The organism is Ruegeria sp. BHSC043, from assembly GCF_059612985.1.
In genome coordinates, this window is sequence record NZ_JBXWRS010000001.1 from 716,642 (window position 1) to 727,301 (window position 10,660).

Genomic DNA, 10,660 nt, shown 5'->3' on the forward strand with positions numbered 1-10,660 from the left:
CTCCCCGTGCCGCTTGAAACCTATCGCGGTTACGGGACGTTGCGCATCATCACGCCTGATCTTGAACCCGCAACTTTGGAAGGTGCAGAGGCCTATATCAGGGACGGGATCCATCAATACCCCTACGGCAGCGATGAGCGACTGCCCCATATGGACATCTACGATGTTCTGTATACCTCGCAGTTTCCGTTCGACAGCAGTTTCTTTGGCATTGTCAGAAAGATTCCGGTTGAGGCGGGCAGGGCGGCCTCGTAGCGTCGGAACATGACCAAACCTAACCCGTTCAAGGGCTTTCAAAGCAGCCCGGAAATCATCCGCCTGGCGGTGATGCTATACATCCGTTTCCCTCTTTCGCTTCGGAATGTGGAAGATCTATTGCATGAACGCGGCGTCGAAATCAGCCATGAAACGGTTCGGTTTTGGTGGCGCCGTTTCGGCCCGATGTTTGCCTCGGAGATCCGGAAGCGCAGGATTGAAGGCATGCGATCCAGTCAATGGTGTTGGCACTGGACGAAATGTTTGTGAAAATCAACGGCGAACGCCACTACCTGTGGCGGGCCGTCGATCACGAAGGCGAGGTGCTTGAAAGCTTCGTTACCAAGACGCGTAACAAGAAAGCAGCCTTGAAATTCTTGAAGAAAACAATGAAGCGGCATGGCCGGCCGCACGTTTTCGTCACGGACAAGCTGCGTTCCTATGGCGCTGCATTGAAGGAAATCGGTGCGGCGGACAGGCAGGAAACCGGTCGCTGGCTGAACAACAGGGCAGAGAACTCACACCTGCCTTTCCGACGAAGAGAGCGAGCGATGCTTCGATTCAGGCGCATGCGAAGTTTGCAGAAATTCGCTTCCGTCCATTCCTCAGTGCACAACCATTTCAATCAGGAACGCCACCTCTACTCACGACAAAACTTTAAGCTGAACCGAAGCGCCGCTCTTGCCGAGTGGCGCGAACTTGGCGCGGGATAAAGGACAGCGTTACTGGCCTAACAGAGACGAGTTCGAATCCGTCTGACAGCACCGCCACTCATACCTGTCTCACTCCATTGATACTTTCTGTCCCGGATTTCTGTCGAGACTTCAGCGGTTTACCATACCCGTTTTCTATCAGAGACGATCTAGCAAGCACAACTAGGGCACGGTTCTGACGCCAGTCTCAGTTCCGTATTTTCGCGGGGTCGCTTTGGGCGGATTTTCCCTGATAACAGGGAGTTTACAGCGAATTTCGGCATTTTTGGCGGAATTTCCTGATTTCGCCCTTGTGGTAATGGCGTGATATCAATGATTTACGCCCCAAATTCCCTAAGCTGTGGAACAGGGAATTTTTTCACGGTAACAGGGAAGTTCTGCGTCGGAACAGGGACGTCACACCGGGTATCAGGGAAGCCGGAATTTCGGAGAGTTTCAGAAGCCGAAGATGCGCTCCTGCTCCGCCCAATCCAGCGGGTGGGTGACGCTGACCAGGCGCTTGAGGGTAAGCTCCGGCGGCTGGCTGCCGTCGAGAATCGCGGCCTGGATCTTCGGCGACAGGAAGGCGAGTTGGGCGCGGGTGCGGATGAAGGAGGCGGGCACCTGTTCCCGGCGCGCGATGTCGACCAGCTGGACGCCACTTTTCAGATTACGGACCCAGCCATGGGCGCGGATCAGCATGGAGCGGAGATGCGGATCCGGGTGAGGCTGCACATCGCCGGCGATGATCTTGGCTTCGACGCCGCGGCGCCGCAGGTCGAAAGGCGCTTCGATTCTCAGCAGGTCGGGGTTCAGATCGTCTGGCGAATGGCCAAGCGTGCTTGCCAGGGCCTTGCCGTCCAGGTCGAGGCAGATCCGCCCGCGCTTGAGCGTGCCAGAGGCAAGCAGGCCGGCGCAAATGGCACTGTCAAAGCAAACTGCCTTGAGGCGGGAGGGGCGGTTTTGTAGCGTCGCACCATGACCCAACGATCGCCGTTTCGCTATTTCAAAACCAGTCCAGAAATCATCCGTCTGGCGGTGATGTTGTATGTTCGGTTCCCACTGTTGCTTCGGAATGTGGAAGATCTGCTGCATGAGCGCGGCATCGACGTGAACCATGAAGCCGTTCGGTTTTGGTGGCACAGGTTTGGGCCTATGTTTGCCAACGAGATCAGAAAACGACGGGTCGAGGGGATGAAGTCGAGCCAGTGGCGATGGCATCTGGACGAGATGTTCGTGAAGATCAACGGCGAAAGACACTATCTGTGGCGGGCCGTGGATCACGAGGGCGAGGTGCTCGAAAGCTTTGTCACCAAGACCAGAGATAAGAAAGCGGCATTGAAATTCCTAAGAAAAGCAATGCGGAAGCATGGCCGACCTGACGTAATCGTGACCGACCGGCTCCGGTCATACGGTGCTGCCCTGAAAGATATCGGTGCCGACCATCGCCAGGAAACGGGGCGCTGGCTCAACAATCGCGCTGAGAATTCACATCTGCCGTTCCGACGACGAGAGCGGGCGATGCTTCGCTTCCGGCGGATGCGAAGTTTGCAGAAATTTGTCGCCGTCCATGCCTCGATCTATAACCTGTTCAATTCTGAGCGCACGCTTTCCTCCAGACCAAACTTCAAGTCGGACCGGGCCGCCGCACTTGCCGAGTGGCGGGGTCTCTGCGCCGATTAAGGGACAGCCATTCTGTCCATGTGGAGACTGGTTCGCATTCGTCTGGCAGCACCCGCGCGCGACTATCAAAAATTGTTCAATTGTTTGCCATCGGAAGATCTGAATTCCGGAAACTAGGGACCAAAAAGTAAAACCTGCGCGGGCGAATAGACGTCATCACCGCAGTCGACCCGGCCAATACGGGCATTCATTCGCCGCACAGCGGCACCCAAGTCCTCGGGCGATGGCCCCTTCGGGCTCAAGGCAGACGTTCGCTCAATTCCGCTCAATGACTACAATGCGGACTTTGCTGGCTTTTGCCTCATTGCGTTTGAATGGCGCATGGGCGGCCAAAAGAGAAGTTCGCCGGTTATGTTGTCCAACGTGAATTTAGAGTCGCGACGGGGTGTTCACCAAAGACCTCTTTGTAGAGCTTGCTGAATCGCCCGTGATGCTCGATGCCGCACATTGAGCAGACGTCCGACACCGTTTTCGGACCGTCGCGGTCGAGCAGCGCACGCCTTGCGCAATGCAGCCTTGCCTGTGCCAGCACTTGCATCGGCGTGGCTCCGCGAACCTTGCGAAAGGCAGCCTGAAGCGTTCGCTCGGACACGCCGACATGGAGGGCGATGTCCGGAAGCCCCTCGATCTCGTTGGGGCGCTTGTGTATCAGTTCTTCGGCCCTTCTGACGTGCCTGAGAGACGGGTTTTCCTCGGGGCCGGACGACTTATTCGCGCCGGTACCGAGGTGCGCGTCAACGCAGCGGTTGAGCTGGTCGAGCACTATCGTCCCCCATGCCTCGGCCAAGCGCATGTCCATTTCCATATCCGCGCAAAGGGACACCTCTGCAGCCAATGTGAGCGTAATGCGGGCCAGATGCAGATCGTCATCCCGGAACGCGTCTCCACAGAGCATGCCGCCCTGCGCTTCCATGCGTGCGAGGCGGTCACCAAGGACCTGGGGCGGCATGGACAGCACGAAGGCCTGGTAGGGTGCCTCCTGCGTGGGAAGGGTCGTCGTTTCGCGCGTCCCGCGGCCAAACAGGATCCATGGCTCGCTCTTGCGCTCGAACCGCATCTGTTCGTTTCGGCTGGCCAGCGTGCCGGTGACCGGGACCAGAAGGTTAGCCCGCTGCAGTTCCCGCACGACAACGTCATGTCCGGTCGATCTAACATAGGCGAGGCTCAATAATGCGATATCGCTGATCGCGACGGCTGCCTCGCCATCCGTCGGATCGCGCAGTTTGAGGTTGGATTTGCCCGTGAACTGGCGCCTCGACAGCTTGGACCGTTCGCCGCTGTAATAGGCGCTCAGCCGGAATCCCCCGAGCCCGGTCGGCAATTCATCATCCGCGGTCTGGCATAGTACACGGGGACCGAGCCCAACAGGCGGATTTCGAGCATGTGCGATCGGATCAAACATTTCCAACTTCGCAGCGGTTTTTGGATAATCTCTGCGCCAAATGGATAGACTATTCCCGAGTCAGTTGCAAACATGATCGATGAGTAGTGGTCATTTTGGGGGGATGTCTGCATTGATCCGCATGATAATGCCAACACTCTAAGCTGTGGTCACGTGCGTTACACCCGAAATCCATTGAGGATTTGCAATATGTCTCCCGGCATTCAGCTCTTCACCAACCTTACCGCTGCCGCCGCGCTCGGTCTGGCGGCAGCGGCCTTCGGCGGATTGTCACCCGCGCTTGCGCAGGATGAGATGCGCACCGAATATGTCCGATTTGCTGCTGGTACGTCTGGCACGGTTATCAACGATTCCATAACCGGCTATGAGAGTGTCCTCTACCGGATCGGCGCCGAAGCGGGCCAACGGATGAAAGTCCGGCTCGAACCGTCAAACACCGCCACCTATTTCAACGTCTACGTTCCCGGCAGGGGCCCGGGTGACGAGGCATTGGTCAACAGCCAGTTCATGGGGGCGATGGTGCCTGATCTGAACATCTTTGACGGGGTTCTGCCTGCCTCCGGCGAGTACACCGTGTCGGTCTACATGATGCGCAGCGCAGCGCGGCGGGACGAAGTGTCTGACTACATGATAGCGATCAGCATCGAGGGCGAAACCGGCGACAGGGTGCAGGCCGATTATGCGGACGGCCTGCAGGGCGGCCCGGATTTCTACAAGGTAGCCACCTCGGGCGGCACCTTGAACTTGCGTTCGGGCCCTTCCTCGGGCGCGAGCCTGGTGACGCGCCTCAACAACGGGCAAAACGTGCGCAACTTGGGCTGCCGGATGCAAGAAGGCCGCCGCTGGTGCCGCGTCGCCACGCTGGCCGACCCGGGCTACGAGGGGTGGGCTGCGGGTGACTTTCTGATCGAAGGCAGCAACGATCCTTCCTCTGGCATGAGCGGCGGTTCAGCGTCGTCAGGCGCCGCTGCAGGAGCATCGGGAGGCGGCGGGTCGACCGTGATCATAAAGTTCCCCGCAGGTGGCTCCGGAGCGGAACTCACGGGCTCTCTCCTGCCGCAAGAGAGCCGGCGCTACATCCTTGGCGCGCGCGACGGTCAGTTTCTGTATTTCCGTCTCGCCGCGAACGGACCCGGAATGACGTACGTAATCTACAACCCGGACGGTTCCGTGTTGCTGGATGAAATGAATGCGACGCAAGAGTATCGTGGACAGCTCTGGCAGTCAGGAGACCATGTGGTCGAAGTCTACAACACCGCAAATGGTGCTCAATCGTACAATGTCATCTTCGGGATTGAATGAGACAACGCTGGGTCATCAAGACGGCAGACAGTAAACTTGGTCAGCATTCACTGGCCAATCGTAACGAAGCAATCTCACATGAAAGGAGTGGAAGGGACACAATGAGAAATAATTTCAGAATGATGGCCGGCGCAGTAGCGCTGCTCGCGCTCGCGGGATGCGTCGAAGACACGGGCGGCACTTCGGCACCGGCGAGCACAGGCGGCGCGGGAGATCTCTCCGACTTCGTCGGCGCACGTGCAGGCCAGGCCGAGGGTGGGCTGCAGGCGCGCGGATACGAACTGATCCGCAGCGAAGGTCTGACGAGCTATTGGTTCAATCGCACGACAGGATCATGCGCAGCGATCACCACGGCGGACGGACGCTATTCCAACATCACGATGCTGCCCGCCGAGGACTGTTGAAACTCTGCAAGTGGATCATCCGGATCGCCTGGGCGATGTACCTCGTAGCTCTGGCGTTGCTCCTGATCGGAGCCTTTGGGCTCTTCGGTCAGGAGCGCGATCCCCTGGCAGGCGTCTTTCTGATGCCGCTTGGTCTGCCATGGGTTCTTTGGACGGACGGATTTCCCGAACCGTTGCTCCCGTGGATAGCAACCCTGTCGCCGTTGCTGAATATCACGATCCTGACATTGCTTTGTCGATACGTTCACGGCGGCAGACCCCGCAGTGAACAACCTAACAAGGGAGGGCCAGATGCACTTTGACCTCGCACATGCGCTTGTAACGGGCGTCCTTATATTTGTCGTGATGATCGGCATGCACAAAGCGGGTCTTTATGTCCCGCACAAGGACGGTGGCCCGAGATGGAGTTGGCCGCTGTTCTTTGGAATCGGTGCCGCGGTTTTCATCCTCAATTTGTTGTGGCCCTGAAGGCCGCTGTTTTTGAGAAAGGCAAGAAGACATGGGTAAAATACTGATTGGAACTGTCGGGCTGGTTATTGGACTGGTCGCAGGAGCCCTCTTCGGTGGGGCGATCGTCGGAGGCTCGGCCGCAGGTGCGGGTATTGCGACGGGTATGTCGGCCGGCGTCTGCTCGATCGTGATTGCCGCGCAGGAGGAGGGACTTTTGACCCCTGACCAGGTGGACCAGATCCTCACCCGCGCAGCGGCCGACCTTGCCGAGATGTCCGGTGAGACAGCGCCTGGTGCCGTTGTGGGAAGTACGTCTGACTGCGACGCCGTAATGGAGCAAATTCGCTCTGCGGCAAACTGATGGACCAGGCGGTGCTCTCAGGCCGGTGGGGTCTTGCAACAAGAAGTCATGGTATTGCTGTGATGATTTTCACTGGAACGCACGGCATCCGGACAGCGACGTCATGGGCAGAGCTGGCGGCTTTCAACTCGGTCGGGTCACAGTTCGTCCGTTTTCCAAACACGGGGCATGGGGCAACCTTGTTCTCACAATGCGCCAGAGACGTCGCCGCAGCCTTTTTCGATCAACCGGGCGAACCAGTGAATTCTGGCTGCACAGAAGACCTCGTTCCAACATTCCTTGTGCCAGAGGATCCAATCCAATGACACTGTTACGGGTGCGAAATGCGTCCTTCTTGGTCGCCACTTCGCGTACACTTTTCAGTTTAATCGCTAGGTATAGGAGGAAATCATGCGAATTCTAGTTACGGGCCTGGTTGCTGGCTCGTTGTTCGTCGGATCAGCGATTCCTGGTGCTGCGATGTCCGACAAGGAAAAGGCGGCCTTGGCCGCGGCTGCGATCCTTGGCATCGCGGCCCTCGCGCATCACGAAAATCACTATCAGGAAGGATACAGACCTCAAGGACACCACGAGACGGCGATGTTCGAGGCGGGATACCGGGACGGTTTGCACAATGAGCAGTTCGATACGGGCTACGGCACCCGCGCTTACAGCGAAGGCTACGCGGCCGGACATAAAGAGCGTGAGAACAACCTGGCGCACAAGCGAAACAAAGTCCGCGAAGTCAGAGTGCCCGCTGCCGCGATTGCAGGCTGCAGAGACGAGGTTTCATCCAGCTTTGGTGTCAGAGCGCGGGACGTTCACATCATCAAGGCCGGCCAGGAAGGGTCCGACAACTACTATATCGAGATGGCCTCGGGCCACCGTCACGTAATTTGCGGGACGAACTCTCGTGGTCAGGTCTTCAATCTGCGCAACGGTAGATTGTAACCAACCAAGCAGGCAAATCAGGTGTGACGCGGATGTAATGGTCTGCGCCACATTTGTGTGGGTTGATCCGGCAGTTTTGGCCGTTCAGGGAGGGAGACTTCTCAATGAAGAAACATATGATGCCACCTGCACTTGGCTTTCTGGCGACGCCCGCCTTTGCTCAGGTGCCGCCCGAAGCGCTGGGCACCGGTATGGGGCTCGTTTCAGGGCTCTTGATTGCTGTGGTGGTCGGCGCGGTCGTCGGCTGGGTGTCGACCCTGATTGTCAAGGGGTCCGGCTCTGGACTGGGCCGTGACATCCTGATCGGGATCGGCGGCTCGCTGGTTACCAGCTACCTGTTCCCGGCCATCGGCCTCAATATCGGGTCTTGTCAGAGGAAACCGGCTTGAGGCGGGTAGGGCTGTTTTGTAGCGTCGCCCTATGACCATAAGATCGCGGTTTCACTATTTAAAAACCAGCCCAGAAATCATCCGCTTGGCTGTGATGCTGTAGGTCCGTTTCCCGCTTTCGTTGCGAAATGTCGAAGATCTGCTTCACGAGCGCGGGATCGATGTCAGCCACGAAACCGTGCGGTTTTGGTGGCACAGGTTTGGCCCGATGTTTGCCGCCGAGATCCGGAAGCGGCGGATAGAGGGCATGCGTTCGAGCCGCTGGCGCTGGCACCTGGATGAGATGTTCGTGAAGATCAATGGCGAACGCCATTACCTTTGGCGTGCGGTTGATCACGAGGGCGAGGTTTTGGAAAGCTTCGTCACGAAGACACGTGACAAGAAGGCCGCGCTGAAATTTCTAAAGAAAGCAATGCGCAAGCATGGACGCCCGGAAGTCATCGTGACCGACAGGCTCAGATCCTATGGTGCTGCACTGAAGGAAGTTGGCGCTGGCCATCGCCAGGAAACGGGGCGCTGGTTGAATAACCGCGCTGAGTATTCTAACCTGCCGTTCCGACGACGAGAACGAGCTATGCTGCGCTTCCGGCAGATGTGAAGTTTGCAGAAATTCGTATCCGTCCACGCCTCGGTCTACAACCTGTTCAATTCGGAGCGAAGCCTCTACCCCAGACTAAATTTCAAGCTGAACCGCGCGCCGCCCTCGCCGAGTGGCGCGGTCTCTGCGCCGAATAAGGGACAGCCATTCTGTCCATGTGGAGACTGGTTTGCATTCGTCTGGCAGCACCGTTCGAATTGGTCTGGCAGCACCCGTCATGGGGAATCTAACTGGCGGTATTATCGTCTGCTTCCGCTTCGGCACTGTCAAAGCAAACTGACTTGAGGCGGGAAGGGCGGTTTTGTAGCGTCGAACCATGACCCAACGATCGCCGTTTCGCTATTTCAAAACCAGTCCAGAAATCATCCGTCTGGCGGTGATGTTGTATGTTCGGTTCCCACTGTCGCTTCGGAATGTGGAAGATCTGCTGCATGAGCGCGGCATCGACGTGAGCCATGAAGCTGTTCGGTTTTGGTGGCACAGGTTTGGGCCTATGTTTGCCAACGAGATCAGAAAACGACGGGTCGAGGGGATGAAGTCGAGCCAGTGGCGATGGCATCTGGACGAGATGTTCGTGAAGATCAACGGCGAAAGACACTATCTGTGGCGGGCCGTGGATCACGAGGGTGAGGTGCTCGAAAGCTTTGTCACCAAGACCAGAGATAAGAAAGCGGCATTGAAATTCCTAAGAAAAGCAATGCGGAAGCATGGCCGACCTTACGTAATCGTGACCGACCGGCTCCGGTCATACGGTGCTGCCCTGAAAGATATCGGTGCCAACCATCGCCAGGAAACGGGGCGCTGGCTCAACAATCGCGCTGAGAATTCACATCTGCCGTTCCGACGACGAAAGCGGGCGATGCTTCGCTTCCGGCGGATGCGAAGTTTGCAGAAATTCGTCGCCGTCCATGCCTCGATCTATAACCTGTTCAATTCTGAGCGCACGCTTTCCTCCAGACCAAACTTCAAGTCGGACCGGGCCGCCGCACTTGCCGAGTGGCGGGGTCTCTGCGCCGATTAAGGGACAGCCATTCTGTCCATGTGGAGACCGGTTAGCATTCGTCTGGCAGCACCCGAGGGTTTGAACTCATCCGAAGCGAAGGGCTGACCTCGTACTGGTTCAACATGGAGACTGGTGCTTGCGCTCGGATCACGACATCTGAGGGAAGATACTCGGACGTAACGGTGCTGCCGTCAGGTGACTGCTGACACGTATTCACCAATCCCAAATCTGCAAAAGGAGATCCAACTTGCATTTCGACCTGGCACATGCGGCGGTCACCATCGTCGCTCTAATCATAACAAACCTGGCGTTGAGATCGGCCGGCGTGATAAACGAAGAAAACAAACACCAATTGAACTGGAAAGTTTTTCTGGCCTACTTCGTGGTCGTCTTTATCATCAATTTGGTGTGGCCGATTTAAAGCTTCAGGGCGGGAAGCCAACCGCCGACCTGACTTGGCTTCCCTGAAGCGCCTCTCGGTGGGACTGACGGCAGGAAAAGCGTGGGCATCGCTGGCTGAAAACAGAAAGGAATACGCATGCGGTTTTTGACGTCCCTCATATTCATTGGTGTTCTGGCAACCGCGGCGAATTCTGACGTCACCAGTCGAAACGGTGGCCCAAGCAACAGCCAGATGCTCTCCAAGGGCAGCGACGGAGGCGTCGATGGCGTAGCTTTCTTTCGCCCAGTCCTAGGCGGAGTTATGTATCGCTCTGGCTTCAAGGGCGGCGACAAGGGTCGAACGGGCTTGAGCGACGCTCAGCGCGAAACACTGTGCGATGACGGGTTTTCGGCCGGGTTTTATGCGGATTTCGGCAAGAACACCGAATTCGGCCGAACCAGTTGTGGAAACGGATCCTTTGACTATCAGAGCGCCAGATCGTCCCGCCCCGGCACCGTCATGGCCGCCATACACGAGGTGATTGAGGACCCTGCAAAGGGTCCTGTCCTTGTGCACTGCATGTGGGGCGTTCATTCCTCAGGCGCATTGTCGGCAATGGCGCTTGTTCAGTTTTGCGGTTGGACGGAAGAAAGGGCCAAGGAATATTGGAATGATGCCAGAAACGGGGCCCCATGTTCGGGCGGGTGTGACCAGTGGATTGATGCAAAGTTCGCCAATTTCAGTGTCGACCCCAAATTGAAGATTTCCGCCGAACAGCAGGCCGCGATTTGCCCCAAATGAGATCTGGA

At 57.4% G+C, this 10,660-nt stretch carries 13 protein-coding genes and 2 pseudogenes; 13 read left to right on the top strand and 2 right to left on the bottom strand.

From position 1 onward, the window contains the following. Positions 1-6 precede the first annotated feature (6 nt). Both AC2FMM_RS03520 and AC2FMM_RS03525 read left to right on the top strand, forming a co-directional pair. Positions 7-255 carry a hypothetical protein gene (locus AC2FMM_RS03520; protein ID WP_496712173.1) on the top strand — a complete coding sequence of 83 codons (249 nt, stop codon included), beginning with the start codon at positions 7-9 and terminating at the stop codon, positions 253-255. 9 nt (positions 256-264) lie between these two features. Continuing rightward, positions 265-968, top strand: a pseudogene (locus tag AC2FMM_RS03525) (IS6 family transposase). Positions 969-1,403: 435 nt separating this feature from the next. Here the strand turns inward: AC2FMM_RS03525 and AC2FMM_RS03530 are convergent. Continuing rightward, complete coding sequence (locus AC2FMM_RS03530) at positions 1,404-2,066, bottom strand: hypothetical protein (protein ID WP_496795962.1); 663 nt, start codon at positions 2,064-2,066, stop codon at positions 1,404-1,406. Here AC2FMM_RS03530 and AC2FMM_RS03535 point away from each other — a divergent pair. Beyond that, positions 1,989-2,630, top strand: coding sequence for an IS6 family transposase (locus tag AC2FMM_RS03535; RefSeq protein ID WP_496795958.1), 642 nt, complete (start codon positions 1,989-1,991; stop codon positions 2,628-2,630). The genes AC2FMM_RS03530 and AC2FMM_RS03535 overlap by 78 nt on opposite strands. 349 nt (positions 2,631-2,979) lie before the next feature. On the opposite strand, the gene AC2FMM_RS03540 is transcribed toward AC2FMM_RS03535, so the two are convergent. Further along, positions 2,980-4,032, bottom strand: a complete 1,053-nt coding sequence (locus AC2FMM_RS03540) for a helix-turn-helix transcriptional regulator (RefSeq protein ID WP_496795795.1) — start codon at positions 4,030-4,032, stop codon at positions 2,980-2,982. Between the two features lie 189 nt (positions 4,033-4,221). Between AC2FMM_RS03540 and AC2FMM_RS03545 the strand changes: the two genes are divergently transcribed. From AC2FMM_RS03545 to AC2FMM_RS03590, 10 genes and pseudogenes are all read left to right on the top strand, one after another. Further along, positions 4,222-5,334 (top strand): SH3 domain-containing protein, encoded by a 1,113-nt coding sequence (locus tag AC2FMM_RS03545; RefSeq protein WP_496795796.1) that lies wholly within the window; start codon positions 4,222-4,224, stop codon positions 5,332-5,334. 101 nt (positions 5,335-5,435) lie between these two features. Beyond that, positions 5,436-5,738, top strand: coding sequence for a hypothetical protein (locus AC2FMM_RS03550; protein WP_496795797.1), 303 nt, complete (start codon positions 5,436-5,438; stop codon positions 5,736-5,738). A 291-nt stretch (positions 5,739-6,029) separates the two neighbouring features. After that, positions 6,030-6,206 carry a hypothetical protein gene (locus AC2FMM_RS03555; RefSeq protein ID WP_496713206.1) on the top strand — a complete coding sequence of 59 codons (177 nt, stop codon included), beginning with the start codon at positions 6,030-6,032 and terminating at the stop codon, positions 6,204-6,206. A 31-nt stretch (positions 6,207-6,237) separates the two neighbouring features. Beyond that, positions 6,238-6,549: a hypothetical protein gene (locus AC2FMM_RS03560; RefSeq protein WP_496713208.1), complete on the top strand. Its 312-nt coding sequence runs from the start codon at positions 6,238-6,240 to the stop codon at positions 6,547-6,549. A gap of 390 nt (positions 6,550-6,939) precedes the next feature. Beyond that, positions 6,940-7,479: a hypothetical protein gene (locus AC2FMM_RS03565; RefSeq protein ID WP_496682738.1), complete on the top strand. Its 540-nt coding sequence runs from the start codon at positions 6,940-6,942 to the stop codon at positions 7,477-7,479. Positions 7,480-7,583: 104 nt separating this feature from the next. Beyond that, positions 7,584-7,868 (top strand): hypothetical protein, encoded by a 285-nt coding sequence (locus AC2FMM_RS03570; protein ID WP_496682735.1) that lies wholly within the window; start codon positions 7,584-7,586, stop codon positions 7,866-7,868. A gap of 31 nt (positions 7,869-7,899) precedes the next feature. Next, positions 7,900-8,603, top strand: a pseudogene (locus AC2FMM_RS03575) (IS6 family transposase). Positions 8,604-8,782: 179 nt separating this feature from the next. Further along, the gene (locus tag AC2FMM_RS03580; protein WP_496795798.1) at positions 8,783-9,487 is read left to right on the top strand and encodes an IS6 family transposase; all 705 of its coding nucleotides are present in this window, start codon (positions 8,783-8,785) and stop codon (positions 9,485-9,487) included. Positions 9,488-9,716: 229 nt separating this feature from the next. After that, positions 9,717-9,890: a hypothetical protein gene (locus tag AC2FMM_RS03585; protein ID WP_496795799.1), complete on the top strand. Its 174-nt coding sequence runs from the start codon at positions 9,717-9,719 to the stop codon at positions 9,888-9,890. A gap of 117 nt (positions 9,891-10,007) precedes the next feature. Next, positions 10,008-10,652 carry a protein-tyrosine phosphatase family protein gene (locus tag AC2FMM_RS03590; RefSeq protein WP_496795069.1) on the top strand — a complete coding sequence of 215 codons (645 nt, stop codon included), beginning with the start codon at positions 10,008-10,010 and terminating at the stop codon, positions 10,650-10,652. Positions 10,653-10,660: the final 8 nt, after the last annotated feature.